This is a genomic window from Microbacterium meiriae, assembly GCF_040686935.1.
GTDB lineage: Bacteria > Actinomycetota > Actinomycetes > Actinomycetales > Microbacteriaceae > Microbacterium > Microbacterium meiriae.
On sequence record NZ_JBFBMF010000002.1, the window covers coordinates 827756 to 853375 of the forward strand.

Here is a 25620-nt window from a genome sequence, read left to right on the forward strand (position 1 = left end):
GGGCCTCAGCGGATGTTGTTGTCGTGCCCGTGGGCGCCCGAGGGCAGCGTCGGGATCGACTTCTGCATCTGGACGAGGAACTCCACGTTGGAGTGGGTCTCCTTGAGCTTGCCGAGCACGACCTCCAGCGCCTGCTGCGGGTCGAGGCCGGCGAGAGCGCGGCGCAGCTTCCAGGTGATCTTGACCTCGTCGGCGGAGAGGAGCATCTCCTCGCGGCGGGTGCTGGACGCGTTCACGTCCACCGCCGGGAAGATGCGCTTGTCGGCGAGCTGGCGGGACAGGCGCAGCTCGCTGTTACCGGTACCCTTGAACTCCTCGAAGATGACCTCGTCCATCTTGGAGCCGGTCTCGACGAGCGCGGTGGCGAGGATCGTGAGGGATCCGCCGTTCTCGATGTTGCGGGCGGCACCGAAGAAGCGCTTCGGCGGGTAGAGCGCGGATGCGTCGACGCCACCGGTGAGGACGCGGCCGGACGCCGGAGCGGCCAGGTTGTACGCGCGTCCGAGGCGGGTGATCGAGTCGAGCAGCACGACCACGTCGCGGCCCAGCTCGACGAGGCGCTTGGCGCGCTCGATCGCGAGCTCGGCGACCGTCGTGTGGTCTTCCGCTGGCCGGTCGAAGGTGGAGGCGATGACCTCGCCCTTCACCGTGCGCTCCATGTCGGTGACCTCTTCGGGGCGCTCGTCGACGAGCACGACCATGAGGTGCACCTCGGGGTTGTTCTGCGCGATCGCGTTGGCGATCTGCTGCAGGACGATCGTCTTGCCGGCCTTGGGGGGCGCGACGATCAGGCCGCGCTGGCCCTTGCCGATCGGCGCGACGAGGTCGATGATGCGCTGCGTCAGCTTCTCCGGAGCCGTCTCCAGGCGCAGACGCTCCTGCGGGTAGAGCGGCGTGAGCTTGCCGAACTCCACGCGGGTGGCCGCGTCGTCGACCGAGAGGCCGTTGATGGAGTCGACCTTGACGAGGGCGTTGTACTTCTGGCGGCCCTGCTGCTCGCCTTCGCGCGGCTGCTTGATGGAGCCGACGACCGCGTCGCCCTTGCGGAGGTTGTACTTCTTGACCTGGCCGAGCGAGACGTAGACGTCGCTGGGCCCGGCGAGGTAGCCGGTGGTGCGCACGAAGGCGTAGTTGTCGAGCACGTCGAGGATGCCGGCGATCGGGATGAGGACGTCGTCCTCGGTGATCTCGGTCTCGAACTCGTCGACCGGGCCGGCACCGCGACGCTTGTTGCGCTGACGGTTGCGCCCGTTGCCGTTGCCGGACTGGTCGTCGTCGGCCGGTGCGTTCTGCGCCTGCTCCTGACCGCCGCCCTGCCCGCGGCCGCGGTTGCGGTTGCGGTTGCGGCTGCGGCCTCGACCACCCTGCTCGTCGCCGTTGTCTCCCTCGCCGGACGCGTCCTTCGCGGGGGCGTCCGCCTCGGCCTCGTTCTTCGCGGCAGCGCCGTCGTTCTTCGGCTCGTTCTTCGCCGCGTCGTTCTTGGTGCGGCCGCCCTGGGCGGTGCCCGCGTCGGTCGTCTCGGTCGCGCCGTCGGCCGGTGCCGCCTCGGCCTTCTCGGTCTTCGCCTCGGGGGCCTCGGCGTCCGCCTTCTTCGTGCGACGGCCGCGTCCGGACTTCGGGGCCTCGGCCGGCGACTCGGCGGCCTCGGCAGCAGGCGCCGGCTCGGCGGCGGCGGTCTCGGCGGGGGCCTCGGCGTCCGCCTTCTTCGCGCGGGTGCGGCGCGGAGCCTTCGCCTTGGGCGCGGCTTCTGCCCCCTCGGCGGAGTCGCCGGCAGCGGCGGGAGCATCGGCGGTGCCGGACTCCTCCGCCTTGGCGGCCTTGGCAGCGGCCGTCGCGGTGCTCGCCCGGCGCGGCGCGCGCTTCTTGGCCGGAGCGGACTCGGTCGCCTGCGCGGCGACGGGGGCGTCGGCGGTCGGAGCCGCCTGATCGTTCTGGGTCTCGGAGAGGTTCTCCACGAGTACTCCCTTATAGGTCATGGGAAATGAGCGTGAACGCGCACAACGGGTGCTGCGCACGATCGCACGGGCTGACGCTCGGCGTCAGCCAGCCTCGGCACTTGGGCCTCAGGGGTTCGCGTGCGGGTCTTGCAAGAGATGCAATGGGGCCAGATTCACGAATGCTACGTGGAGCCCTCCGCTCGATCCCCCACTGTACCACCACGGACGTCGACGGCGAGCAGGAGCGCCTCCCACGGGGTGTCGGTCACCCGGTTGGCCAGCTCCACGGCGTCCAGACGACTGCCCGGACCGTCCGCGAGGACGAGCACACTGGGGCCGGCCCCGGAGACGACGGCCGCGAATCCGGCGGCCCGCAGCGCCTGCACGAGGCGCTGCGTCTCGGGCATGGCGCCGGCGCGGTAGTCCTGGTGCAGGCGGTCGGCGGTCGCGTCCAGCAGCAGCTCCGGGCTCTGCATCAGCGCCGCGATGAGCAGAGCCGACCGGGACACGTTGAACACGGCGTCGGCCGTGGAGACGTGCGGCGGCTGCAGCGAGCGGGCCTGCGAGGTCGACATCGTGTAGGCCGGGACGAGGACCAGGGGCGAGACGCCCCGATGCACGAGGAGCTTCTTGTGCTGCGGACCCCGCTCCCCCATCCACGCGATCGTGAGCCCGCCGAACAGCGCGGGCGCCACGTTGTCCGGGTGGCCCTCCAGCTCGGTCGCGAGGCGCAGCAGATCGGTGTCGGAGAGGTCGACGTCGCCGGCCAGCAGCCCCTTCGCCGCGAGCACGCCGGCCGCGACGGCCGCACCGGAGGACCCGAGGCCGCGGCCGTGCGGGACCGCGTTCTCGGCCACGATGCGCAGGCCGGGCATCGGCCTGCCGACGTCCGCGAAGACGTAGGCGATCGTCCGGACGATGAGGTTGGACGCATCCCGGGGGATGTCGGCGGCGCCCGAACCGGAGACCTCGATCTCGAGCTCCCCCTCCGGCAGAGCGGTCACCTCGAGACGGTCGTAGATGCTCAGCGCCAGGCCGAGCGTGTCGAAGCCGGGGCCGAGGTTGGCGCTCGTCGCCGGCACCGTCACCTCGACCGTGCGGCCGATGCGGGCGCCGTGCTCCTCGGGAGCGGGAGCCGTAGCCGTCACCGTGGTCACTCGCCTTCCACCCGGAGGACGGACACCACACGGGCGACGACGTCGCTGTCGCCCAGCACGTCCACCGTGTCGCTGAGGGCCTGCTCGGTCGCACGGTGCGTGCCGATGATGAGGCGAGCGGTCGGCTCGTCCTCGCCCTCGACGGTCTGGACGACGGTCGCGACGGACACTCCGCCGTCGCTGAGGATGCCCGCCACGGTCGCGAGCACGCCGGGGGCGTCGGAGACCTCGAGGGTGATCTGGTACCGCGTGGTGACGTGGCCGATGGGCACGACGGGGAGATTCGCCCGGGTGGACTCGCCCACGCCGACGCCGCCCGCGATATGCCGACGCGCAGCGGAGACGACGTCGCCGAGGACGGCCGAGGCCGTCTGCACACCGCCGGCGCCCGCCCCGTAGAACATGAGAGAGCCGGCGGCCTCCGCCTCGACGAAGACGGCGTTGTTGGCACCGTGCACGGAGGCGAGCGGGTGGGACACGGGGACGAGGGCCGGGTAGACCCGCACCGAGATGGACTCGGCGCCGTTCGCCTCGATCCGCTCGCAGACGGCGAGCAGCTTGATGACGAAGCCGGCCGCGCGGGCCTCCTCGATCATCGACGCGGTGATCGAGGTGATGCCCTCCCGATGCACCGCCTCCAGCGGCACCGCGGTGTGGAAGGCGAGGCTGGCGAGGATCGCGGCCTTCTGCGCGGCGTCGTAGCCCTCGACGTCGGCGGTGGGGTCGGCCTCCGCATACCCCAGGCGCTGCGCGTCGGCGAGCACGTCGGCGAAGTCGGCGCCCTCGGTGTCCATCCGGTCGAGGATGTAGTTCGTGGTGCCGTTGACGATCCCCATGATGCGCACGACGCGGTCGCCGGCGAGCGAGTCGCGCAGCGGACGGATGATCGGGATGGCGCCGGCGGCCGCCGCCTCGTAGTACACCGATGCGCCGACGCGATCCGCGGCCTCGAACAGCTCCGGCCCGTGGGTCGCCAGCAGCGCCTTGTTGGCGGTGACCACGTCGGCGCCGGAGCCGATGGCCTGGAGGATGTTCGTGCGGGCGGGCTCGATCCCGCCGATCAGCTCGATCACGATGTCGGCGCCGAGGATGAGCGACTCGGCATCGGTCGTGAAGAGCTCCTTCGGCAGCTCGACGTCGCGGGGCGCGTCGAGGTTGCGCACCGCGATGCCCGCCAGCTCCAGCGCGGCACCCGCGCGGTCGGCCAGCTCGTCGCCGTGGCGGAGCAGGAGGGCCGCCACCTGGGAGCCGACGGCTCCGGCGCCCAGCAGCGCCACGCGAAGTCGTCTGTAGTCAGTCATGGGTGCTCCTTCTGGGGTGGGTCATCGTGCTCCCTCGGGGGCGTGCGCCCCGTCGATGCCCGCGTCGCGGGCCAGCAGGTCGTGGACGGTCTCGCCGCGGACGATCACCCGCGAGCGGCCCTCGCGCACCGCCACGATCGGCGGCCGCGGAACGTGGTTGTAGTTGCTCGCGAGAGAGGCGCAGTACGCGCCCGTCGCGGGCACCGCGAGCAGGTCCCCCGGGGTGACGTCGCCGGGCAGATATTCGTGATCGACGACGATGTCGCCGGACTCGCAGTGCTTGCCGACCACCCGGCTCAACTGCGGGTCGCCCGTGCCCGCGCGCGAGGCCAGGCGGGCGGAGTAGCTGGCGCCGTAGAGGGCCGTGCGGGCGTTGTCACTCATCCCGCCGTCGACGCTGACGTAACGCCGGGTCGCCCCCGAGGCGACCGTGACGTCCTTCGTCGTGCCGACCTCGTAGAGCGTCACGCCCGCGGTGCCGACGATCGCACGCCCGGGCTCGAACGACAGCGCCGGCACGGGGATGCCGCGCGCCGCGCAGCCCTCGGCCACCGCCGCGACGATGCCGCCGGCGAGCTCGTCGATGGGGGTGGGGTCGTCGATGCGGGTGTAGGCGATGCCGAACCCGCCGCCGAGGTTCAGCTGCGGCACGGGGCCGTCCTCGAGGAGGGCGGCGTGCAGTTCGAGCACGCGGGAGGCGGACTCGCGGAAGCCGGCCACGCCGAAGATCTGGGAGCCGATGTGGCAGTGCAGTCCGGCGAACTCCAGCCCGGGGATCTCGCGGATCCGTGCCACGGCGACCTCCGCCTCGGCGAGCGGGAAGCCGAACTTCTGGTCCTCGTGCGCCGTGGCGAGGAAGTCGTGGGTCTCGGCGTGTACGCCGCTGATGACCCGGACCATGACGCGCTGCACGGAGTCGGTGCGGGCGGTGATGGCGGCCAGGCGCTCGATCTCGATCGCGCTGTCGACGACGATCGTCCCCACGCCGAGGGCGACCGCGCGCTCGAGCTCGGCGACCGACTTGTTGTTGCCGTGGAAGCCGAGCGAGGCCGGAGCGATCCCCGCGGCGAGGGCGACTTCGAGCTCGCCGCCGGTGCACACGTCGATGCGGAGCCCCTCGTCGACGACCCACCGGGCGACCGTCGTGCACAGGAACGCCTTGCCCGCGTAGTACACCTGCGCGGTCGTGCCGTGGGCGGAGGCGGCGCGGTCGAAAGCGTCGCGGAAGGCCCTGGCGCGGCGGCGCACCTCGTCTTCGTCGAGCACGAGGAGCGGCGTGCCGTAGGCCCGGACCAGCTCCGGCGCCGTCACACCCGCCAGCACGAGGGCTCCGTCCTCGTCGCGCTCCGTGGAGGACGGCCAGACCCCGACCGCGAGATCGTTCGGGTCGTCGGGGACGACGAGCCAATCCGGAGCGAGCGTGGCGGCAGAGTCGAGCACGGAACACCAATCGTGGGACGGATCTCGGGCGGAGGCGCACATCGAGTTGCCCCGATTCTAGGGCACCCCCTGTCCCCGCCTGGTCATGGTGACACGCCGCGTCAACCCCCTGGGGAGGGGTGCCGAGCGGCTCATAGGGTGGGGGCGTGGCAGACACCGACACGCGAGACTCCGAGAACCGTTCCGCAGCCCCGGCCCGACCGGGACTCGTCGCCCGCATCACGGGACCGGTGATCGCTTGGGCCCTGGCCCGGCGCCCGGTCAGGGCGGTGCTGCTGTACTCCGAGCGCCGCGGTCCGATGCTCGCCGACAGCGTGACCTACCGGGCCCTGTTCAGCGTCTTCGCCGGCGTGCTCCTCGGCTTCTCCCTCGCGGCCCTCTGGCTCTCCGGAAACCCGGAGGCCTGGCGCGCGATCATCGACGCCGTGCAGTCCGCGGTCCCCGGGCTCATCGGCGAGGGCGGTGTCATCAATACGAAGGACCTCCGGACTCCGGCGTCGTTCTCGATCGCCGGCATCATCTCCCTCGTCGCGCTGGTCGGTGCCGCGCTCGGCGCCATCGGCTCGCTCCGCACGGCCATCCGGACCATCGCCGGCACGATCCAGGCGGACATCCTGTGGATCTGGGTCATCGTCCGCAACCTGCTTCTCGGCATCGGCATCGGCCTCGCGTTCGTGCTCGCCGCCGGGATCACCTTCATCGGACAGCTCGGGGTGACCTGGATCGGCGACCTGCTCGGGGTGCCGTCGGATTCGCCTCTGCTCGCCTGGACGGTCCGGATCCTGTCGCTCCTCGTGGTGTTCATCCTCGACGCGGCTCTGATCGTGGGCGCCTTCCTCCTGCTGTCCGGCGTCCGACCCGCTGCGCGGTCGTTGTGGAGCGGCGCCTTCCTCGGAGCCGTCGGCCTGATCGTGCTGCAGCAGCTCTCCGGACTCTTCGTCGGCGGTGCGACGAGCAACCCCCTGCTCGCCTCGTTCGCCTCGCTCCTCGCGCTGCTGATCTGGCTCCAGCTGTCCACCCAGGTCATCCTCGTCTCGTGCGCCTACATCGTCACGGCCGAGGAGGAGCGCGGTGACCGCCTGCACGAACGGTTCGGCGCACGGACGTTCGTCCAGCGGCGACTGCAGCGCGCCGAGGTCGACGTCAAGATCGCCACAGCCGAGCTGCGTGACGCCCAGCGTGCGGCGGCCGAGGAGAACGGCACCGCCGAGAAGGCGGCCGAGAAAGACTGACCATCCTCGTTGTGACCGCGATCGATATGGTGGTCACAACGAGAGGGGCGCATGTCCGCACCACGACGGCACACCGTGACCGTTCCCGGCGCGCGGGTGTCGGTCGCGGAATGGTGCCCCGCGGCGGAGACGCAGCCGCCCGTGCTCCTTCTGCACGGCGGCGGCGCCGACAGTGCAGAACTCTCCTGGGGCGAGGTCGGACCGGCGTTGGCGGCCGCCGGACACCGCGTCGTGGCACCGGACCACCCCGGGTTCGGACGCAGTCCGCGCCTCGAAGCGCCGCTGACGCAGGAGCGCCTGGTGCAGTACGTCGGCGACCTCGTCGATGCCCTCGACCTGCAGGTCTACGTCGTCGGCGGACTCTCCCTGGGTGCCGGGTTGGCGTTGGGCCACCTCCTCGACCGCCCGGACGCTGCGCGCTCCGCCGCCCTCCTCGGCAGCTACGGGCTGATGCCACGGCTGACGGACGGACGCCTCGGTGCCCTCTCGCACCTGTCGACATTCCTGCTCCTGCGTTCGGGGCTGCTCGGCGCCATGACACGCGCCTACGCGCGCGACCGGAAGGCGATGATGCGCGGCCTCCAGGATCTCGTGCACTCCCCGGACGCCCGCGACCCGGCTCTCGTCGATGCGGTGCTCGCCGAGGCAGCGACCGGCTCCGGCCTCACGACGTTCGGCGACTGGCAGCGGGATCAGGTGCGACCGCTGCGACTCCGCACCGACTACCGCGACCGGCTCGCCGAGATCCGGGTCCCCGTCCTGCTCGTGCACGGCGACCGGGATTCCGGCGTGCCTCTTCGGAGGATCGAGGAGGCGGCGGACGCGCTGCCGGCCGGCCGGCTCCTGGTGGCACCGGGAGCCGGACACTGGGTGCAACGCGACCGCCCCGACCTCGTGATCCCCGCCCTCCGGGACTGGTTCGCCCGAGGCTCCGATGCCTAGGCCGCTCGTGCCCGACCGGCGCGCTCGCATCCTCGATGCCGCGGAGCGGATGGTGCTGACCGACGGGTTCGATGCCATGAGCGTCGCCGCGATCGCACGCGCGGCCGGCATCGGCAAGGGCGCGGTCTACCTGGAGTTCGCGGCGAAGCGCGACATCCTCGACGCGCTGCTCCAGCGCGGCACGTCTCGGATCGCCGATGCGGTCGCCCGCACCGCGGGACCGCAGCCGTCGCTCAGCGCCCTCTACCGCGCCACGGCGGCGGCGCTGCTCGGCGACGAGCTCATGACGGCCGCGTTCCTCGACGACGCGGGAGTGCTCGGCGCCCACGTCGCCGCGCAGCCGACCTCCCGGTACCGGACGCGTCACGAACGGGTCGTCGCCGGGATCCGTGACCTCCAGCGCCAGGGCCGGATCGTGCCGGATGTGGAGCCCGAGGCCCTGGCTCTCGCGTTGTCCAGTGCCACGCTCGGCCTGCTCTCCGCGGCCCGCACCCTGGGGCCCCTCGATCGCGCGACGCTGGAGAGCGCCATCGACACGGTCGGCCGCATGGCCGCGAGCTTCGAGACGGAGTGACATGCATCACGAGACGACAGGCTCCGCAGGAACCCCTCCCCTCCTCCTGCTGCACGGGGGCGGAGACGGTCGCGGCGCTCGTCCCGCTGCTGGAGCAGGAGACACAACCGGCGACCGTCGTCGGGTTCTCCCTCGGCGCCCAGCTCGCCGTCCTGCTCGCGGCACGACGACCGGATCTCGTCGCCGACGCCGTGGTCATCAGCGCTCAGGCGGAACCGCTGCGCGCCGTCGGCCCGACCCTCGCGCTGCTCCGCCTCACGGCAGGGCTCGCCAGGAACGAGCGCTTCGCCCGCCTTCAGGCCCGCGAGCTGTTCATCCCCGACGCGCTGCTCCCCCGCTATCTGGAGACCTCCGCGGCCATCTCGCGCACGACCCTGCTGCGCGCGGTAGAGGAGAACCTCCGTTTCACGCCTCCGCCCGCGTGGCGCGCGCATCCCGGCACCGCCCTGATCCTGGTCGGTGCGGAGGAGAAGCCGATGATGCGCCGCTCCGCCGCGCTGCTGGACCGGGTGCATCCCCGCAGCACCCTCGAGGTCGCCGAGGGGTGCGGACACGGCATCCCCCTGCAACGGCCGGCGGAGCTCGCCGCGCGTCTGGAGGAGCGCCTGGCCACCTGACCGGTGCGTGACCGCTCAGCGGTCGCAGGTCCCCTTCTCCTGGAGCGTCTCGTCCGTGACGATCGCCCCGTCCACGTCGATGTCGATCACGGCCTGGTCGTCGACGATCTCGATTCCCGTCAGGGTGAGGCCGGCCGGCAGCTGGTCCGCGATGCAGACGCGCCGCGGTTCGGTGATCCCCTCGCCGAGGGATCCGAGGGACGAGCCCACACGATCGAGATCGATGTCGACGCCGCCGATGCTCGCCGCCACCGGAGTGAGTTCGAGGTCGCCCTCGACAGCCCCGGGGGTCAGGGTCACGGATACCGGCACCGCGGTGCCGAGCACGTCGAACGAGCCGCCGAGGGTCGCGTTCGGTGCCACGAACTCCACGGTGTCGACAGGGAGTTCCGAGTCGGCGAGCAGAGCGGTGAACTGCTCCTGGTCGATGCGGATGGTGCCGTCCGCGCCGTCGAGGTCGCCGCCCCGCAGCGGAACGCCCGTCGCCGTGACGTCGGCGGCACCGGTGATGCCCTGCAGCGTGACGGCCTCCGTCGACAGGCGCAGGGTGTCGAGACGACCGGCGAGGAGCTGTGGCAGGAGGATCCCCTCGGTCTCGACGTCCAGCTGCTGGTCGGCAGGGAGGTCGAGCTGCTCGATGACGATCGATCGGACGACACCGGGCAGCACCGCACGGGCGACGAACTCGGCCGCGACCACGAGGGCGGCGAGCACGACCACGACGATGAGCACGACCCACGGCCACCGCCGGCGACGACGTCCGGCGCCGCCCCGACCGTCCGCCGCGTCCGGGACCACGAGCGTCGGGTGCTCGTCCGAGGGCTTCGGATACGGCAGGGTCTGGTTGTCGTCGCTCATGACGCTCCTACATGCGCTCGGGCGCGGAGACGCCGAGCAGGTCGAGTCCGTTGCGGAAGACCTGGCCGGCGGCATCGTTCAGCCACAGGCGCGTGCGGTGCACGTCCTCCGCCGGGGCGTCGCTCAGCGGGATCACCCGGCAGTTGTCGTACCAGCGGTGGTACAGGCCGGCGAGCTCCTCCAGATAGCGCGCGACGCGGTGCGGCTCGCGCACCTCGGCCGCGAACGCCACGATGCGGGGGAACTCCTGGAGCGCGCCCAGCAGCGCCGCCTCGGTCTCGTGCGTGAGCGTCTCCGGGGCGAAGACGGAGCGGTCGATGCCGGAGTCGGCGGCGTTGCGCGCGACATTGTGGGTGCGGGCGTGTGCGTACTGCACGTAGAACACCGGGTTGTCGTTCGTGCGCTTCTGCAGCAGCTCCGGGTCGAGGTCGAGCGGCGAGTCGGCGGGCGAGCGTTCCAGCGAGTAGCGCAGCGCGTCCGTGCCGAGCCAGTCGAGCAGGTCGTCCATCTCGATGATGTTGCCGGCACGCTTGCTGAGGCGCGCGCCGTTGATCGAGACCATCTGGCCGATCAGCACCTGGATGTTCTTCGCGGGGTCGTCCCCCGCCGCCCCCGCGACCGCCTTGAGACGGTGCACGTAGCCGTGGTGGTCGGCGCCCAGAAGGTAGATCTTGTCGCGGAAGCCGCGGTCGCCCTTGTTCAGGTAGTAGGCGGCATCAGCGGCGAAGTACGTGTACTCGCCGTTCGAGCGGCGGATCACACGGTCCTTGTCATCGCCGAAGTCCGTCGTGCGCACCCAGACGGCGCCGTCCTCGTCGAATACGTGACCCTGCTCGCGCAGACGGTCGACGGCCTGGTCGATCAGGCTCGACCCCGAGGCGTCCTTCGCGTGAAGGGTGCGCTCGGAGAACCACACGTCGAACGGCACGTTGAAGCGCTCGAGCGAGTTCTTGATCTCCGCGAGCTGGTACTCGTAACCGAGCTCGCGGGCGACCGTGAGCTGCTCCTCCTCCGGGAGATCGAGCAGGTCGGGACGCGCGTCGAGCACGCGACCGGCGAGCGTCGCGATGTACTGCCCCGGGTAGCCGCCCTCCGGCGTGGGCTCCCCCTTGGCCGCGGCCAGCACAGACGCGGCGAAGCGGTCCATCTGCACGCCCGCGTCGTTGATGTAGTACTCACGCACCGCGCGAGCACCGCTCGCGAGGAGCAGGCGCACGATCGCGTCGCCGAGGGCGGCCCAGCGCGTGTGCGCGATGTGGAGAGGACCGGTGGGGTTGGCCGAGACGAACTCGACGTTCACGCTGACGCCCTCCTGCGAGGAGTTCGTCCCGTAGGCGGGACCGGCGTCGACGATGACCTTCGCGAGCGCACCGGCGGCGGCGGCGTCGAGACGGATGTTGAGGAAGCCCGGACCGGCGACCTCCACGCTCGCGATGCCGTCCACATCGACCAGTCCGTCGGCGATCTGCTGGGCGAGCTCACGCGGGTTCGTGCCGAAGGGCTTGGCCAGGCGCATGGCGATGTTCGAGGCCCAGTCGCCGTGGTCGCGGTTGCGCGGGCGCTCCAGCACGATGTCGGCGGCGGAGAGGTCGAACGGCTCGCCCGGACGTCGTTCCTCGGCGATGGGGGCGAGGACGGCGAGGAGGGCGTGGGCGAGCGTTTCAGGATTCATAGACTCCCCAGTTTACGGGGGCGCGCCGCCCCTCTCCGCCGCCCCTCGTCGCGAAGAGTTTGCGTTCCGCGTTCCGTGATCTACTCTCATGCCATGAACGCCCCCGCCGCCTCTCGTCGACTGCGCATCGCGGGCGTCGCCACCGCTCTTCTCGTCGCCGTCGCCGCGGGGGTCCTCGGAGTCTGGCGCCCCTGGGTTCCGGCGCCGTCGTCCCTCCCCGTCGGCGCGGCAGCCGGAGACGAGTCCATCGCGGTGATCGCTCCCGCGCCGCTCGCGCTCCCGGAGGAGCCGACCGTCCTCGTCTTCGGTGATTCCTGGACCTACGGCTCGGCCGCCTCCGACCCCACCCTGGGGTATGCGTACGTGCTCGCCGACCTCCTGCGCGGCACGACCATCGTGGACGGCGTCCGGGGCAGCGGCTACCTCAAGCCCGGCATCGACGGCCCCACCTTCGGCGAGCGCATCGCGGCCCTGGACCCGGCCCTCGACCCGGATCTCGTCATCATCCAAGGCTCCATCAACGACCGGGCGCAGGGCGAGGCCGGCTATCGCGACGCCGTGACCGCCGCATGGGACGCGCTGACGGCGCGCTACCCGGAGGCGGCGATCGTCGTGCTCGGGCCCGCGCCGCACGAGCTCCCGGTCGGGGCGCAGACGGCACGGATCGATCGGGACCTCGCGGCTCTCGCCTCGGCCCGCGGCTGGTGGTACATCTCCCCGATCGAGCGGGACTGGATCACCGACGAGAACTATCTCGCCGTCATCGACGTGGAGGTCGGGCGCAAGCATCCGTCCACCGACGGCCACCGCTACCTCGCGGAGAAGCTGGCCGCAGCGCTCGACGAACTGCGCGCCGCGCCGGTCACCGAGGCCGGTGGGTCGGAGACCACCCCCGACGAGTGATATTGTCGATCGGTACGCCTCCGTAGCTCAGTGGATAGAGCGCCGGTTTCCGGTACCGTAGGTCGCAGGTTCGACTCCTGTCGGGGGCACGTACAGCAAGAGGGATCGTCCAGACGGACGGTCCCTCTTCTCGTGCGCCCAGGGTCCCGTCAGCAGCGCCGACGCACGGACCGGTAGCCTGGATCCGTGCCCTCCCTCCTCATCGCCGGTTCGACGCGCGCTCCGCGCCGTCTGTCGTCCGCGACGCCGATGACGGAGTGGATGCGCGTGGTCCTGCACCCCGGCACGAACGGGTGGACGAGCGTCTGGGGCACCCTCTCGCACGGCGAGATCGCGGGCTGCCCGCCGCCACAGGGATAGGCCGCACCCGGACGGGTGCGGCGACATCGCGTCACCCATCCATTTGCCGTGAGGTATCCCTGTGTCTTCTTCGCCGTCCCCTGCCCGTTTCCGTCTCGCGCCGCATGAGCTCTGGCGCGGCATCCGCTCCACCGCCCGCAGCGACGTGCTCGGCGGCGGTCTGCTGCTGACCGCCACGCTCGCCGCCCTGATCCTCGCCAACTCCCCCGCCGCCCCGTGGTACGAAGCGATCAGGGACTTCCGCTTCGGTATCCCGGAGTGGCACCTCGAGCTCAGTGTCGGTGCCTGGGCCGCCGACGGCCTCCTCGCGGTGTTCTTCTTCGTCGTCGGTCTGGAACTGAAGGAGGAGTTCGTCGCCGGGCGCCTGCGCGATCCGCGCCGTGCCGCGCTTCCGATCGCCGCCGCGGTCGGCGGCGTGGTCGTCCCTGCCCTGCTGTTCGTCGCGATCAACGCGGCCTCGGGCGCCGACGTGCTGCGCGGGTGGGCGATCCCCACGGCCACGGACATCGCGTTCGCGATCGCCGTGCTCGCCGTGGTCGGCCGCTTCCTCCCGCCGGCCCTGCGGGTGTTCCTGCTGACCCTCGCGATCATCGACGACCTGATCGCCATCACGATCATCGCCACCTTCTACACCGAGACCATCAGCTTCCCCTGGCTGATCTTCGCGGTCCTCCCCCTCGCAGGCTTCGCGCTCGCCGTGCAGAACGGCATCCGATCCTGGTGGATCCTGCTCCCCCTCGCTCTCGCCGTGTGGGCATTCGTGCATGCCTCGGGGGTGCACGCGACGGTCGCCGGCGTGCTGCTCGGCTTCATGGTGCCGGTGCGCCCGACGGACCGCGCGCGGGTGCGCACCGGAACGGACGGCGACGGTGCCCCGGTGTACGACGGGCTCGCCGCGCACTTCGCCGACCGCTGGGGCATCGTCGCGACCCTCGTCGCCGTGCCGGTGTTCGCGTTCTTCGCGGCCGGGGTCGAGATCGGCGGCATGGACGGCCTCGTCTCGGCGCTGACCGATCCGATCACGATCGGGATCATCGTGGGGCTCGTGCTCGGGAAGCCCATCGGCATCCTGCTCACGACCTTCCTGTTGAGCCGAGTGCCGACCCTGCGCCTCGATGAGTCGCTGCGCTGGCCGGATCTCGCGGGCATGTCCCTGCTCGCGGGCATCGGGTTCACGGTCTCGCTGCTGGTGGGCGAACTCGCGTACGGCAGCAGCAGCGTCGCGGACGATCACGTGAAGATCGGCGTCCTCGTCGGCTCGCTCCTCGCCGCGGTCCTCGGTGGCCTGGTGCTCGCGGCCCGCAGCCGTCGTGCGCGTGCGGAGACCGGGGCCCTCCCCGGGAGGTGAGCATCCGCTCTACGCTCTCCTGCGCCGTTCGTCAACGCCCTGAGTGATCCTCGAGGCGGTGCTTAGCGTCGGTCACCCCGACGCAGCGAAGGAGCACCCGATGAAGGCGATGACCTACCGCGGACCGTACAAGATCCGGGTCGAGGAGAAACCCGATCCGACGATCCAGCATCCGAACGACGCCATCGTGCGGGTCACGAGGGCTGCCGTCTGCGGGTCGGATCTCCACCTCTTCCACGGCATGATGCCCGACACCCGCATCGGGCACACCTTCGGTCACGAGATCGTCGGCGTGGTGGAGGAGGTGGGCTCCTCCGTCGAGACGCTGCGCCCTGGCGACCGGGTGATGGTGCCCTTCAACATCTACTGCGGCTCCTGCTACTTCTGCCGTCGCGGCCTCTTCTCGAACTGCCACAACGTGAACCCGAACGCGACCGCCGTCGGCGGGATCTACGGCTACTCGCACACGACTGGCGGGTACGACGGCGGGCAGGCCGAGCGCGTCCGTGTGCCGTTCGCCGATGTCGGCCCGTCGGTGATCCCGGAATGGCTCGCCTCGGAGGATGCGCTGCTGCTCACAGACGCGTTCTCCACGGGCTATTTCGGTGCTCAGCAGGGTGACATCGCCGAAGGGGACACGGTGGTCGTGTTCGGCGCCGGCCCCGTCGGCCTGGCCGCCGCGCGCTCGGCCTGGTTCCTCGGCGCGGGACGCGTCATCGTCGTCGACCACCTCGACTACCGGCTCGAGAAGGCCAGGGAGTTCGCCTTCGCCGAGACGATGCACCTCCATGAGGTCGGTGACATCGTCCTCGCCCTGAAGAAGGCGACCGGCTACCTCGGCGCCGACGTGGTGATCGACGCGGTCGGCGCGGAGGCGGACGGCAGCGTCGTCCAGCACGTGACCGGCGCGAAACTGAAGCTGCAGGGCGGCTCCCCCGTCGCCCTGAACTGGGCCATCGACAGCGCACGCAAGGGAGGGACGGTCTCGATCCTCGGGGCTTACGGGCCGCTGGTCACCTCCGTCCGTCTCGGGGACATCGTCAACAAGGGACTCACGGTGCGCGGCAACCAGGCTCCCGTGAAGCGGCAGTGGCCGCGACTGCTCGAACACATCCAGGCGGGGCACATCCGTCCGTCCGAGCTGCTCACCCATCGCTTCCCCCTGGAGCACATCGCCGAGGCCTACCACGTGTTCTCGTCCAAGCTCGACGACTGCATCAAGCCGCTCATCGTCGTCGGAGAGGAATGACCATGCCGTACGAAGGATCTCGCCCCCTCCCCGCGCCGACCCCCGACGAGCTGCGCGCCCGGATCCCGGGCTGGGGCGCCGACCTCGCCCCCGAGCACCGCCGCACCTGGCAGCAGGTGGACGATGTCGGCGACACGGGCGCCCATTGGGACCTCCCGGAGCGTCAGGGCCCCGACCGCGGCCGCGAGCGCTCGATCGAACACGGCATGCTGCCCCCGGTCTGGGGCACCGCGCAGCCTCTGCACGGCGTGTCCGGAGCCATCCGGCGCGTGGCCTACGATCGGTTCAGCGAGACGAAGAACACCCGCTGGCTGCTGCTCGTCCTGGGAGACCGTGTGGACGCCGTGACAGCGCACGCCCGCTCCCTGGTGACCCGGCGACCGGACGATCCGATCACCCAGACCGGCGTCCTCGCGGAGCCCCGTCACCGTCCGCTCGCATCACGGTTCGGACGAGGCCGCATCGATCTCCGGCACACGTGGCTCGACCCGATCATCGTCGTCGGGCCCTGGGTGCTGACGGTGGTCCTGAGCGTCCGCGCTCTCCGCCGCCTCGGCCGCCGGCACTGAGCCGGGACCGAGACGGCGGCGTGTGAGGCTCAGCGCTGCAGGATCTCTGCGGTGACGACCTCCGGACGGAGGTCGAGCCGCCGCAGCAGCTGCGCGTTGAGGGCCACCACGATCGTCGACAGCGACATCAGCACCGCACCCACGGACATCGGCAGCACGAAGCCGATCGGCGCGAGCACCCCCGCGGCGAGCGGCACGGAGAGCAGGTTGTACCCCGCCGCCCACCAGAGGTTCTGCTTCATCTTCCGGTAGGAGGCACGGGACAGCTCGATGACCGACAGCACGGCGCGGGGGTCGTCGCCCGCGAGGATGACCCCCGCGGACGCGATCGCCACGTCGGTCCCTGCGCCGATCGCGAGACCCACGTCGGCCTGGGCGAGGGCGGGCGCATCGTTCACGCCGTCTCCCACCATCGCGACCTTGCGGCCCTCGCGCTGCAACTCCTGCACCTTCGCCGCCTTGTCCTCCGGCCGGACGCCGGCGAACACGCGATCGATGCCGAGGTCCGCCGCGACGGTGTGCGCGACGGCCTCCGCGTCACCGGTGATCATCACGACCTGGACGCCGAGCGCATGCAACGCATCGACCGCGTCCCGCGACTCCGGACGCACCTCGTCCGCGAGCTTGAGCGCCCCGACGACCCGGCCGTCACGCAGCACGTGCAGGATGATCGCACCGTCTGCACGCCAGCCCTCCGCGACGGGGAGCTCCTGGGCGTCCTCCTCCGTGAGCAGATGCGGGCCGCCGACCCGGATCACGGCTCCGTCCACCGTCGCGGTCACACCGACCGCAGGAGAAGACGAGAAGTCGCGGCTGGCCGGCACCGGGAGCTCCTTGTCGCGCGCAGCGCGCACGATGGCCTTCGCCAGCGGATGCTCGCTGTCGGCCTCGGCGGCCGCGGCGAGCGCCAGCACCTCGTCCGCGGTCTCCGCGCCGGCCACCGACACCTCGGACACGACGGGCTCGCCCTTGGTCAGGGTGCCGGTCTTGTCGAACAGCACGGTGTCGACGGTGCGCATGCTCTCCAGGGCGAGCCGGTCCTTCACGAGGACGCCGCCGCGCGCCGCACGCTCGGTCGCGATCGACACGACGAGCGGGATGGCCAGTCCCAGTGCGTGCGGGCAGGCGATCACGAGGACGGTGATCGTGCGGATCACGGCGTCATCCGGCAGACCGACGGCGCTCCACACGACGGCGGTGATCACGGCGGCGCCCAACGCGAACCAGAACAGCCAACCCGCGGCTGTGTCGGCGAGGCGCTGCGCGCGAGACGAGGAGTTCTGCGCTTCCGTGACGAGCCGCTGGATCCCCGCGAGCGTCGTGTCGTCGCCGGTCGCGGTGATCTCCACGCGCAGCCCGGAGTCGGTGGCGACGGTGCCCGCGGTCACGGGGTCGCCGGTCGCGCGGGTGACCGTACGGGACTCCCCCGTCACCATGGACTCGTCCATCGAGGCGCGGCCGTCGACGATGCGACCGTCCGCGGGGATGCTGCCGCCGGGGCGCACCACCACGACGTCTCCCACGCGGAGGTCCGAGGGAGAGACGCGCACGACCTGATCGCCCTCGACGCGCTCCGCCTCGTCCGGCAGGAGGGCGGCCAGCGAGTCGAGGGCGGAGGTGGTCTGCGCAAGCGACCGCATCTCGATCCAGTGCCCCAGCAGCATGATGACGATCAGCAGAGCGAGCTCCCACCAGAAGTCGAGCTCGTGGTGCAGGAGGCCGAGGCTCGCTCCCCACGAGGCGACGAACGCCACGGTGATCGCGAGACCGATGAGCAGCATCATCCCGGGCTTGCGCGCACGGATCTCGCTGACGGCGCCGGTGAGGAACGGCGTCCCTCCCCACACGTACATGACGGTGCCGAGGACCGGCGACACCCATGCCAGGCCCGGGATGTCGGGGAGCGGGTAGCCGAGGATCATCGCGAACATGCCCGAGAGCAGCACGGTAGGCACCGCGAGGACGAGCATGATCCAGAACAGCCGCCGGAACTGTGCGACGTGGTCGCCATGACCGCCATGGCCCCCGTGACCTCCGTGCCCCTCGTGTCCCTCGTGCCCGGTGTGGCCGGTGTGTCCTGCGTGGTCCGTGTGGTCTTCGTGCGCGGTGTGGTCCGCGTGTCCGGAGTGACTCGTCTGCGTCCCGGTCCCGGCTGCCGCGGGGTGTCCGTGCGCGGAATGGTCGTGGTGCGAGGTGCTCATGTCTTCCCTCCAACGTCGATGATGCCGTGCGGGGCCGGCTCTGTCGCGGCCCCGCACGGATGGGCGCTCAGGCCGCCCTGGTGTACTTCGCGGGATCGGCGTCGAACGCCGGCCCGCAGCCCGCGCAGCAGAAGTAGTAGCGCGCGCCCTCGTGGTCGCGGTACAGGCCCGCGGCCTCGGCGGTCGCGATCACCACGGGTGTTCCGGCCATCACCGGGCATTCGGCCATGCCCTCGGCCGGCATGGCGAGCAGGTCGGTGCGCCCGTCGGCGGAGACGCCGCTCTGGCGCGGGACGCTGCAGCAGGATCCTGCGGGGGAATCGGACATGTCGGTGCTCCTCTGTCGTTCGTTCACGGGGTGTCCACCGCCCTGCTGCGGAAGGACCGCAGGCGGAGGCTGTTGCCGACGACGAAGACGCTGGAGAACGCCATCGCCGCACCGGCGAGCATGGGGTTGAGCAGGCCGAGCGCCGCGAGCGGGATCGCCGCGACGTTGTAGGCGAAGGCCCAGAACAGGTTGCCCTTGATCGTGCCGAGCGTGCGGCGGGACAGGCGGATCGCGTCGGCGGCACTGCGGAGGTCGCCGCGGACGAGGGTGATGTCGCTCGCCTCGATCGCCGCGTCGGTTCCCGTCCCCATCGCCATCCCGAGGTCCGCCTGCGCGAGGGCCGCCGCGTCGTTCACGCCGTCCCCGACCATCGCGACGACCTTGCCCTCATCCTGAAGCCGGCGCACGACGTCGACCTTGCCCTGGGGCAGCACCTCGGCGATCACCTCGGTGATCCCGACCTCGCGTGCGATCTGCTCCGCCACCGCGCGGTTGTCACCGGTGAGCAGGACGGGGGTCAGCCCGAGTGCGCGGAGCTGCGCCACCGCCTCCGCACTCGTGGCCTTGACCGTATCGGCGACGACGAGCACTCCGCGGGCCCGGCCATCCCAGCCCACCGCGATCGCGGTCGTGCCCTGAGCCTCCGCCTCGGCCGTGGCCGCGCTCAGCCCTGCGGACAGATGCTGCGACCAGTCGGCGAGCAGCGAGGTGCGTCCCACGACGACGGCGTGACCGTCCACGATGCCCTGGACACCCTTGCCCTCGATGTTCCCGAACTCCTCGACGGCCGGCAGGGCGCCGAGTTCGCGGGTGGCCGCGGCCGCCACAGCCTGAGCGATCGGGTGCTCGGAGGCGTCTTCGAGGGCGCCGGCCAGCCGCAGCAGCTCCTCGCGATCCACCCCGTCGTCGGTGTGCACCGCGGTCAGCGTCATGCGACCGGAGGTGACCGTCCCCGTCTTGTCGAGCACGATCGTGTCGACCTTCCTGGTCGACTCCAGCACCTCGGGGCCCTTGATGAGGATGCCCATCTGGGCGCCGCGACCGGTGCCGACGAGAAGGGCGGTCGGCGTGGCCAGACCCAGCGCGCAGGGGCAGGCGATGATGAGCACCGCGACCGCGGCGGTGAAGGCGGCGGACGCAGGGAATCCGGCCGCCAGCCAGGCCACCAGCGTGCCGAGGGCGATGACGATCACGATCGGCACGAAGATCCCGGAGACCTTGTCCGCGAGCCGCTGGACCTCGGCCTTCCCGGTCTGCGCGTCCTCCACGAGCCGCGCCATCTGCGCGAGCTGCGTGTCGGAGCCGACCCGGGTCGCGCGGACGACCAGCCGTCCGCCGGCGTTCACCGTGGCTCCGGTCACGGCATCGCCCGCGCCGACCTCCACGGGCACCGACTCACCGGTGAGCATGGAGGCGTCGACCGCGGACGTGCCGCCGACCACCACACCGTCGGTGGCGATCTTCTCCCCTGGACGCACGACGAACTGGTCCCCGACCCGCAGCTCGCTCGTCGGGATCCGCGTCTCGACGCCGTCGCGGAGCACGGCGACCTCCTTCGCGCCGAGTTCCAGCAGCGCGCGGAGCGCCGCACCGGCCTGCCGCTTCGAGCGCTTCTCGAAGTAGCGCCCGGCGAGGATGAACGTGGTCACCCCGGCTCCGACCTCGAGGTAGATGTTGGCAGCACCGTCGCTGGGCGCCACGGTCAACTCGAACGGGTGCGTCATACCGGGCATCCCGGCGGTGCCGAAGAAGAGCGCGTACAGCGACCACAGCAGCGCGGCGAGCGTGCCCATCGAGATGAGCGTGTCCATCGTGGCCGCACCGTGCCGGAGGTTGATCCAGGCCGCCTTGTGGAACGGCCAGGCCGCCCACACGATCACGGGTCCCGCGAGCGCGAGCGACAGCCACTGCCAGTACGTGAACTGGAGCGCCGGGATCATCGCCATCGCGATGACCGGGACGGTGAGCACGACGGCGGCGATCAGCCGCTGCCGCAGCGCGGTGAGCTCCGGATCCGGCTGCTCTCCGTCGGGCTGCGCACCCTCCGGCGCGGGAGGCGCGGGGACGACGGCGGTGTAGCCGGTCTTCTCGACCTCGGCGATGAGCAGGGCGGTGTCGACGCCCGCCGGCACCGTGACGCTCGCCTTCTCGGTCGCGTAGTTGACGGTGGCGGTGACGCCGTCGAGACGATTGAGCTTCTTCTCGATCCGCATCGCGCACGACGCGCAGGTCATGCCGCCGATCTCCAGCTCCACGCTGGTCGCGGATGGGGTGTCCATCAGGACCGGACCGCCTGGTAGCCCGCCTCGTCCACGGCGGCCAGCACGGCCGTGTCGTCGACGGGGGCGGAGCTGCGCACCACGAGTCTCCCGCTCTGCGCGCTGACATCGATACCCTCGACACCGGGGATGCGCGACACCTCGTCGCGGATCGCCATCTCGCAGTGGCCGCACGTCATTCCGGTGACCTGGTACTCGCTCGTGCTCATCGTGCTTTCCTTTCCTCGGTATACCCCCCTGGGGTACTTCTTCGGCACAACCTTATACCCTCCGCGGGTATTCCCGCACGCCCGGGCGGCAGCGGGACTCGTCCGCTCCGGGTGAGGGGACGCTCGGCATCCGACGCCGCGCCTGGGAGGATCGCGGTCATGGACTCCACTCCCCTGTCATCCTGGCGGGACACCACCACGCGCCGCGTCATCGAGGCGTTCGTCGCCGCCGCGACCACCGGCCCGGAGGCCGTCCCCGTCGAAGAACGGATCGCCGTGTTCGACAACGACGGCACACTGTGGTCGGAGAAGCCCATGCCCACCCAGCTGCACTACGTGGTCGAGCGCTGGCGCGAGGCGGCCACCCGCGACCCGTCCCTCGCCGAGAACCAGCCGTACCGCGCGGCGGTGACCGGTGACCTCGCCTGGCTCGGCACCGCGATCGACAAGCACTACGCCGGCGACGACTCCGACCTCGGCGTCATCATCCAGGCGCTCCTGGGGCTGACCGACGGTGTCAGCGTGGAGGACTACGCCCGTTCGGTCACGGAGTTCTACCGCTCCGCGCAGCACCCGATCCTCGGTCGCCCGTACGCGGATTCCGTGTACAGGCCGATGGTGGAGCTGCTGCGCTACCTCGAAGCCCATGGCTTCACCTGCTACATCGTCTCCGGCGGCGAGCGCGACTTCATGCGGCCGATGACCCAGGCGAACTACGGCGTCCCTCCTGAGCGCGTGATCGGCTCGGCGCTCGGGCTCACCTACGACGAGAAGGATGCCAGCGTCCGCTACTCGTCCGCCCTGGCGTTCTTCGACGACGGTCCGGAGAAACCGGTGCGGATCTGGAGCCGGATCGGTCGGCGTCCGCTGCTCGCCGCCGGCAACTCCAACGGGGACATGCCCATGCTCGACTTCGCGCACGGCGGCCCTCGCCGCGGACTCGCGCTGCTGATCCATCACGACGACGCGGGCCGCGACGACGCCCCCTACGACACGGGAGCCGAGAAGGCCCTGCGCGCAGCCGACGACCGCGGCTACACCGTGGTCAGCGTCAAGGACGACTGGGCGTCCGTGTTCCCCGACCGCGCCTGAGTCGGGCGGTGCCGGGCGGTCAGAGGGCGCAGCGGAAGCCGATGTGGGTCATGGCGGTGTCCTCTGCCTGCGCAGATCGCGCGGCAGGGCGGTAGCGGAGGCAGTACTCCGGAGCGCAGAGGTGCGAACCGCCCTTGAGCACGCGGCGCGGGATGGGCGACCCGGGCTCGGAGGACAGCAGGCTCGCGCGATGTCCCGCCTCGACGCCCACGGCTCCCGGCGGTACATGTCGGTGCGTCCAGTAGTCCGCCGTCCATTCCCACACGTTGCCGATCATGTCGTGCAGGCCGTAGCCGTTGGCGGGGAACGAGGCCACCGGAGCGGTGCCGATCCACCCGTCGGCGCCATCGTTCCGGTACGGGAAGGCACCCTGCCAGGTATCCGCCATGAGGGTGCCGTCCGGCTTCGTGTCCTCCCCCCAGGCGAAGCGGGCACCGACGAGGCCACCGCGCGCCGCCCATTCCCACTCCGCCTCGGTGGGCAGGCGCCTGCCGGCCCACGCGGCGTAGGCGACGGCATCGGGGTACGCGACCTGCACGACCGGATGATCGAGACGGTCATCGATCGACGAGGTCGGCCCGAAGGGGTGCCGCCAGGACGCCCCGGGCTCCCACCGCCACCACTGACGCCAGTCGCGAAGGTCGACGGGACCGCGTGTCGGCGTGAAGACCATGGCCCCGGGGACGAGGTCGTCCGGGTGCACGCCTGGGTAGTCGGCAGGGTCCATCGGCCGCTCGGCGATCGTGACGTAGCCGGTGTCCTCGATGAAGGCCGCGTATTGGCGATTGGTCACGGGATGCTCGTCCAGCGTGAACGGCTCCACGCGCCGCTCGTGGACGGGCCCCTCCTCCGGGTAGAACTCGTCCGACCCCATGAGGAGCGTGCCGCCGGGGACCTCGATCATCGCCGTCATGCCCTCATGCTAGGCCTCGGCCCGCTCCGGTCGATCACTCGCGCGACAGCATCGCCGCTGCCTCGAGTTCCATATCGAGATACTGCTCCGTGCTCACGTCCACCGCCACGCCCAGGAGCTTGCCGCCGGTGAACGGGAACGGGTTGCGGTACTGCGCGCTCACCGGGTCGGCGCTGTCCCACCCGACGCAGAGTCCGTCGCCGCAGAGCGTGAACTTCCCGACCTGCGCCCGCATCGGACCTGACGCCACCGCGCGATCGTCGACGTACAGCGTGGTCGTGCCGACGGACTCGCCGTGCTCCCCCGCCCCCTCGCGGACGAACTCCACGCCGAGGGTATACGGGCCGGGGGTGAGCTCGTCCGAGGTGAACGACTGCTCCGGCGGGATGCCGAGGAAGTTGTACACGTAGACGAGCCTGTCGTCCTTGAGGAACAGCGAGTGCCCGCCGAAGCGCGAGCCGTGCGCGAAGAGCACGCCCTCGGCACCCTCGTCGAGCACGACGTCGGCGATGATCTTGTAGGAGCGCCCTCGGACGTTCACCGCGACGCTCTCCGGTACCGCCGCGGTGCCGGGGAAGTACACATACCGATCCCGGGGCGCCTCGGCCTGGGGCCGCGGGACCGTCAGGATCTCGCGGGCGGAGCGGTCGTCGAGCGGAAGGGCGAAGTTCGCCTCCGCCTCGGCGAACCATGCGGTGATGAGCTCCTGCAGCTTCTCCGGGTGGGTCGCGGCGAGGTCGTTCGACTCGGAGCGGTCCTCGTCCACGTGGTACAGCTCCCACACGTCGTCGTCGAAGTGGCCCTTGCCGCTCAGCGGCGCATGTACGGCGGCGGCCTTCCAGCCGTCCTTCCAGATGCCCCTCGTGCCGAGCATCGAGTAGTACTGCACCGTCTTCTGCGTCGGACCGTCCGGCGCCGCGTCGAAGGACGACTTCATCGAGACGCCGTCGAGCGGTCTCTGCGGCACCCCACGGTAGGACTCCGGCATCTCGATGCCGATGACGTCGAGCACTGTCGCCACGACGTCCACCGAGTGGTGGTACTGGTGGCGCAGCTCCCCCTTCGCCGCGATCCCCTTCGGCCAGTGCACGACCATCGGGTCGCAGGTGCCGCCGGAGTACTGGGAATAGCGCTTGAACATCTGGAACGGCGTGGAGAACGCGGCCGCCCACCCGGTCGGATAGTGGTTGTAGGTGTCCGCGGAGCCGAGGGTGTCGATCATCGCGAGGTTCTCGGCGAGATCGTCGGGGTAGCCGTTGAAGAACTTGTTCTCGTTCACGGAGCCGTCCGGTGATCCCTCCCCCGAGGCGCCGTTGTCGGCGCAGTAGAAGATGATCGTGTTGTCCAGCTGCCCCGTCTCCTCCAGGTAGTCCACGATCCGACCGACCTGGGCATCCGTGTACTCGGAGAAGCCCGCGAACACCTCCGCCATGCGGGCGAACAGCCTCCGCTCGTCGTCGTTCAGCTCCGCCCACGGGCGCACGTGGTCGGCCGGGTTCGCCGCGTCCTCCGGCAGCGGGTTGAACGGCGTCAGCCGCGTGCCTTCCGGCAGCACGCCCTTCTCGATCATGCGGGCGAGCACCCACTCGCGATAGGCGTCGTAGCCGTCGTCGAAAGCACCCTTGTACTTGTCGATGTACTCCTGCGGCGCGTGGTGCGGAGCGTGGTTCGCGCCGGGACAGAACCACATGTACCAGGGCTTCGAGGGGTTCGAGGCCTGCTGATTGCGGATCATCGCGAGCGCCTTGTCGGCGAGATCCTTCGACAGGTGATACCCGTCCTCCGGACTGTACGGCTGCTCGATGAAGTGGTTGTCCTCGACGAGATCGGGGTACCAGTTGTTCGTCTCGCCACCGAGGAAGCCGTAGAACCGGTCGAACCCGAGCTGCAGCGGCCACATCGAGCGGCTGCCTCCCGGCGCGATGTCCTCCTCCGGGACGTTGTGGTCTTTGCCGAGCCAGAACGTGCTGTAGCCGTTCTCCTGCAGCACCTGCCCGATCGTCGCGCACTCCGCCGGGAGCCGTCCCGCGAAGCCCGGGAAGCCGTTGGTTCCCTCCATGATCACGCCGGCGCGATTGACGTGGTGGTTGCGCCCCGTGAGCATGGTGGACCGCGTCGGCGAGCACAGCGCCGTGGTGTGCCACTGCGTGTAGGTGAGGCCCCCGGCGGCCAGACGATCCATGGTCGGCATCGCGATGCGACCGCCGTACGGCGACCAGGAGGCGAGCCCGGTGTCGTCGTAGAGCACGACGAGGACGTTCGGTGCTCCGTCCGGCGCCTTCCGCAGCTCATACGGCGACCAGTCGGGACGGGAGTCGCGGACGTCCAGCGTGATCTCGCCCGAGAAGTCTGCGTTGAATTCCGACATCGTCTCTCCTTCGTTCAGGGCGCGTCCGCGCTCCTCGGCACGAGTCTTCCGAGCCGGCGTCCGTGTGGACA

22 protein-coding genes and 1 tRNA gene are annotated in these 25620 nt (G+C 71.0%); 11 read left to right on the forward strand and 12 right to left on the reverse strand.

Going from position 1 to position 25620, the window contains the following annotated elements; all coding sequences use genetic code 11:
* Positions 1–5: 5 nt before the first annotated feature.
* The 4 genes from rho to lysA all read right to left on the reverse strand — a co-directional run bounded on the left by rho (position 6) and on the right by lysA (position 5835).
* On the reverse strand, positions 6–1976 hold the full coding sequence (gene rho, locus AB0P08_RS09490; RefSeq protein WP_363589552.1) for a transcription termination factor Rho: 1971 nt from the start codon (positions 1974–1976) through the stop codon (positions 6–8).
* Positions 1977–2119: 143 nt separating this feature from the next.
* On the reverse strand, positions 2120–3085 hold the full coding sequence (thrB, locus tag AB0P08_RS09495; protein WP_268776566.1) for a homoserine kinase: 966 nt from the start codon (positions 3083–3085) through the stop codon (positions 2120–2122).
* Positions 3086–3090: 5 nt separating this feature from the next.
* A complete protein-coding gene (locus AB0P08_RS09500) occupies positions 3091–4395 on the reverse strand; it encodes a homoserine dehydrogenase (protein WP_259954979.1) in 1305 nt (434 codons plus the stop codon).
* A gap of 21 nt (positions 4396–4416) precedes the next feature.
* Complete coding sequence (gene lysA, locus AB0P08_RS09505; protein WP_363589554.1) at positions 4417–5835, reverse strand: diaminopimelate decarboxylase; 1419 nt, start codon at positions 5833–5835, stop codon at positions 4417–4419.
* A 146-nt stretch (positions 5836–5981) separates the two neighbouring features.
* On the opposite strand from lysA, the gene AB0P08_RS09510 reads away from it, so the two are divergent.
* From AB0P08_RS09510 to AB0P08_RS09525, 4 genes are read left to right on the forward strand one after another with little or no spacing between them, the layout of a single operon-like run.
* Positions 5982–7067, forward strand: coding sequence for a YihY/virulence factor BrkB family protein (locus tag AB0P08_RS09510; protein ID WP_363589556.1), 1086 nt, complete (start codon positions 5982–5984; stop codon positions 7065–7067).
* Between the two features lie 51 nt (positions 7068–7118).
* Positions 7119–8009, forward strand: a complete 891-nt coding sequence (locus tag AB0P08_RS09515) for an alpha/beta fold hydrolase (RefSeq protein WP_363589558.1) — start codon at positions 7119–7121, stop codon at positions 8007–8009.
* Positions 8002–8583 (forward strand): TetR/AcrR family transcriptional regulator, encoded by a 582-nt coding sequence (locus AB0P08_RS09520; RefSeq protein WP_363589560.1) that lies wholly within the window; start codon positions 8002–8004, stop codon positions 8581–8583. Before AB0P08_RS09515 ends, AB0P08_RS09520 begins: the two co-directional genes overlap by 8 nt.
* Positions 8580–9200 carry an alpha/beta fold hydrolase gene (locus AB0P08_RS09525; protein ID WP_363589562.1) on the forward strand — a complete coding sequence of 207 codons (621 nt, stop codon included), beginning with the start codon at positions 8580–8582 and terminating at the stop codon, positions 9198–9200. Before AB0P08_RS09520 ends, AB0P08_RS09525 begins: the two co-directional genes overlap by 4 nt.
* A 15-nt stretch (positions 9201–9215) precedes the next feature.
* Here the strand turns inward: AB0P08_RS09525 and AB0P08_RS09530 are convergent, their stop codons facing one another.
* Together AB0P08_RS09530 and argS are read right to left on the reverse strand one after the other, a co-directional pair.
* Positions 9216–10058, reverse strand: coding sequence for an LmeA family phospholipid-binding protein (locus tag AB0P08_RS09530; protein WP_363589564.1), 843 nt, complete (start codon positions 10056–10058; stop codon positions 9216–9218).
* A gap of 7 nt (positions 10059–10065) precedes the next feature.
* Positions 10066–11730 carry an arginine--tRNA ligase gene (gene argS, locus AB0P08_RS09535; RefSeq protein ID WP_363589566.1) on the reverse strand — a complete coding sequence of 555 codons (1665 nt, stop codon included), beginning with the start codon at positions 11728–11730 and terminating at the stop codon, positions 10066–10068.
* Between the two features lie 93 nt (positions 11731–11823).
* On the opposite strand from argS, the gene AB0P08_RS09540 reads away from it, so the two are divergent.
* The 6 genes from AB0P08_RS09540 to AB0P08_RS09565 all read left to right on the forward strand — a co-directional run bounded on the left by AB0P08_RS09540 (position 11824) and on the right by AB0P08_RS09565 (position 16159).
* The gene (locus AB0P08_RS09540; RefSeq protein ID WP_187663800.1) at positions 11824–12633 is read left to right on the forward strand and encodes an SGNH/GDSL hydrolase family protein; all 810 of its coding nucleotides are present in this window, start codon (positions 11824–11826) and stop codon (positions 12631–12633) included.
* A 16-nt stretch (positions 12634–12649) separates the two neighbouring features.
* Positions 12650–12722, forward strand: a tRNA-Arg gene (locus AB0P08_RS09545).
* Positions 12723–12819: 97 nt separating this feature from the next.
* The gene (locus tag AB0P08_RS09550; RefSeq protein ID WP_164498170.1) at positions 12820–12993 is read left to right on the forward strand and encodes a hypothetical protein; all 174 of its coding nucleotides are present in this window, start codon (positions 12820–12822) and stop codon (positions 12991–12993) included.
* Positions 12994–13054: 61 nt separating this feature from the next.
* The gene (nhaA, locus tag AB0P08_RS09555) at positions 13055–14341 is read left to right on the forward strand and encodes a Na+/H+ antiporter NhaA (RefSeq protein ID WP_363589569.1); all 1287 of its coding nucleotides are present in this window, start codon (positions 13055–13057) and stop codon (positions 14339–14341) included.
* 100 nt (positions 14342–14441) lie between these two features.
* Positions 14442–15590, forward strand: a complete 1149-nt coding sequence (locus AB0P08_RS09560) for a zinc-dependent alcohol dehydrogenase (RefSeq protein WP_363589571.1) — start codon at positions 14442–14444, stop codon at positions 15588–15590.
* 2 nt (positions 15591–15592) lie between these two features.
* Positions 15593–16159 (forward strand): hypothetical protein, encoded by a 567-nt coding sequence (locus AB0P08_RS09565; RefSeq protein WP_363589573.1) that lies wholly within the window; start codon positions 15593–15595, stop codon positions 16157–16159.
* Between the two features lie 29 nt (positions 16160–16188).
* Here the strand turns inward: AB0P08_RS09565 and AB0P08_RS09570 are convergent, their stop codons facing one another.
* From AB0P08_RS09570 to AB0P08_RS09585, 4 genes are all read right to left on the reverse strand, one after another.
* Positions 16189–18360, reverse strand: coding sequence for a heavy metal translocating P-type ATPase (locus tag AB0P08_RS09570; protein ID WP_363589575.1), 2172 nt, complete (start codon positions 18358–18360; stop codon positions 16189–16191).
* A 67-nt stretch (positions 18361–18427) separates the two neighbouring features.
* On the reverse strand, positions 18428–18688 hold the full coding sequence (locus AB0P08_RS09575; RefSeq protein WP_363589577.1) for a YHS domain-containing protein: 261 nt from the start codon (positions 18686–18688) through the stop codon (positions 18428–18430).
* A 23-nt stretch (positions 18689–18711) separates the two neighbouring features.
* Entirely contained in the window at positions 18712–20967 is a 2256-nt protein-coding gene (locus tag AB0P08_RS09580; RefSeq protein WP_363589579.1) for a heavy metal translocating P-type ATPase, read from the reverse strand.
* Positions 20967–21176 carry a heavy-metal-associated domain-containing protein gene (locus AB0P08_RS09585; protein ID WP_025103117.1) on the reverse strand — a complete coding sequence of 70 codons (210 nt, stop codon included), beginning with the start codon at positions 21174–21176 and terminating at the stop codon, positions 20967–20969. The genes AB0P08_RS09580 and AB0P08_RS09585 overlap by 1 nt, the downstream gene beginning before the upstream one ends.
* A 159-nt stretch (positions 21177–21335) precedes the next feature.
* On the opposite strand from AB0P08_RS09585, the gene AB0P08_RS09590 reads away from it, so the two are divergent.
* A complete protein-coding gene (locus tag AB0P08_RS09590) occupies positions 21336–22268 on the forward strand; it encodes an HAD family hydrolase (RefSeq protein ID WP_363589581.1) in 933 nt (310 codons plus the stop codon).
* 19 nt (positions 22269–22287) lie between these two features.
* Here AB0P08_RS09590 and AB0P08_RS09595 read toward each other — a convergent pair whose 3' ends face one another.
* Both AB0P08_RS09595 and AB0P08_RS09600 read right to left on the reverse strand, forming a co-directional pair.
* Positions 22288–23181 (reverse strand): formylglycine-generating enzyme family protein, encoded by an 894-nt coding sequence (locus AB0P08_RS09595; RefSeq protein ID WP_363444473.1) that lies wholly within the window; start codon positions 23179–23181, stop codon positions 22288–22290.
* Between the two features lie 34 nt (positions 23182–23215).
* Positions 23216–25549, reverse strand: coding sequence for an arylsulfatase (locus tag AB0P08_RS09600; protein WP_363589583.1), 2334 nt, complete (start codon positions 25547–25549; stop codon positions 23216–23218).
* Between the last annotated feature and the right edge of the window lie 71 nt (positions 25550–25620).

Coding starts and splice junctions, on each gene's coding strand:
- rho (WP_363589552.1), bottom strand. CDS start 1,976: ATGACCTATAAGGGAGTACTCGTGGAGAACCTCTCCGAGACCCAGAAC.
- AB0P08_RS09575 (WP_363589577.1), bottom strand. CDS start 18,688: ATGTCCGATTCCCCCGCAGGATCCTGCTGCAGCGTCCCGCGCCAGAGC.
- argS (WP_363589566.1), bottom strand. CDS start 11,730: ATGAATCCTGAAACGCTCGCCCACGCCCTCCTCGCCGTCCTCGCCCCC.
- AB0P08_RS09580 (WP_363589579.1), bottom strand. CDS start 20,967: ATGGACACCCCATCCGCGACCAGCGTGGAGCTGGAGATCGGCGGCATG.
- AB0P08_RS09565 (WP_363589573.1), top strand. CDS start 15,593: ATGCCGTACGAAGGATCTCGCCCCCTCCCCGCGCCGACCCCCGACGAG.
- AB0P08_RS09515 (WP_363589558.1), top strand. CDS start 7,119: ATGTCCGCACCACGACGGCACACCGTGACCGTTCCCGGCGCGCGGGTG.
- AB0P08_RS09570 (WP_363589575.1), bottom strand. CDS start 18,360: ATGAGCACCTCGCACCACGACCATTCCGCGCACGGACACCCCGCGGCA.
- AB0P08_RS09600 (WP_363589583.1), bottom strand. CDS start 25,549: ATGTCGGAATTCAACGCAGACTTCTCGGGCGAGATCACGCTGGACGTC.
- AB0P08_RS09595 (WP_363444473.1), bottom strand. CDS start 23,181: ATGACGGCGATGATCGAGGTCCCCGGCGGCACGCTCCTCATGGGGTCG.
- AB0P08_RS09520 (WP_363589560.1), top strand. CDS start 8,002: ATGCCTAGGCCGCTCGTGCCCGACCGGCGCGCTCGCATCCTCGATGCC.
- AB0P08_RS09530 (WP_363589564.1), bottom strand. CDS start 10,058: ATGAGCGACGACAACCAGACCCTGCCGTATCCGAAGCCCTCGGACGAG.
- AB0P08_RS09500 (WP_259954979.1), bottom strand. CDS start 4,395: ATGACTGACTACAGACGACTTCGCGTGGCGCTGCTGGGCGCCGGAGCC.
- AB0P08_RS09540 (WP_187663800.1), top strand. CDS start 11,824: ATGAACGCCCCCGCCGCCTCTCGTCGACTGCGCATCGCGGGCGTCGCC.
- AB0P08_RS09585 (WP_025103117.1), bottom strand. CDS start 21,176: ATGAGCACGAGCGAGTACCAGGTCACCGGAATGACGTGCGGCCACTGC.
- AB0P08_RS09590 (WP_363589581.1), top strand. CDS start 21,336: ATGGACTCCACTCCCCTGTCATCCTGGCGGGACACCACCACGCGCCGC.
- AB0P08_RS09560 (WP_363589571.1), top strand. CDS start 14,442: ATGAAGGCGATGACCTACCGCGGACCGTACAAGATCCGGGTCGAGGAG.